General features: G+C 47.4%; 1 protein-coding gene. It reads right to left on the bottom strand.

Annotated elements, in window-relative coordinates; translation table 11 throughout:
• Positions 1-709, bottom strand: a 709-nt coding sequence (locus IEX97_RS13460; RefSeq protein ID WP_229776918.1) for a methyl-accepting chemotaxis protein, incomplete at both ends; no start/stop codon positions are given.

Here is a 709-nt window from a genome sequence, read left to right as displayed (position 1 = left end):
TGGATCTCTTTTGTGCTGTCTTGAGTTCGACCTGCAAGATTACGCACCTCATCTGCTACTACAGCAAAGCCTCGTCCTTGTTCGCCTGCTCGAGCTGCTTCAATTGCAGCGTTCAAGGCTAATAGGTTGGTTTGTTCCGCAATATCCCCGATTACATCCAGGACTTTCACGATGTTGTTTACATCTTGATCGAGATCGGCAACCGCTTTACTTGCAGTATTCAGCTGAGTCGCAAGACCTTGGATGTTATCTACCGTACTGTGGATCAGTGATTGAGTGTGCTGACTTTGTTTATCTGCTTCATCGGTATTACGTGCTGTGTCGCTAGCAGAGCTTGCCACATGGTTAGCGGAAGAAGCCATTTCTGTCATCGCTGTTGCAATCATTGCGGTCGATTGCTGCTGAGAAACGGTAAGATCGGCGATGGAATTTGAGCGCGACTCTACTGCTGATAGCTCATCGCGTAGAGCGTGCATCGATTGTTCAAGGTTAGTCACCATGGTTGCCAATGATTGGCTCATATTCTGAACCGCATGGTAGATACTGCCTTTTGGAGCGACGGTATCAAAGCTAGTTTGGATGTTACCTTGTGCAACCGCTTGAACCGCTTCTCGTACATCGTTAGGTTCACCTCCTAAGAGATTGAGCATTTTGCGAATTGAGATGATCAAGCCTCCAAGAATTGAACCTGCGATAACCAGACACAGCA

Source organism: Paenalicyclobacillus cellulosilyticus (assembly GCF_014647315.1).
Taxonomy (GTDB): domain Bacteria; phylum Bacillota; class Bacilli; order Alicyclobacillales; family Alicyclobacillaceae; genus Alicyclobacillus_J; species Alicyclobacillus_J cellulosilyticus.
The sequence above is the reverse complement of the archived record's forward strand: the minus strand, read 5'-3'. Positions and strand labels throughout refer to the sequence as shown.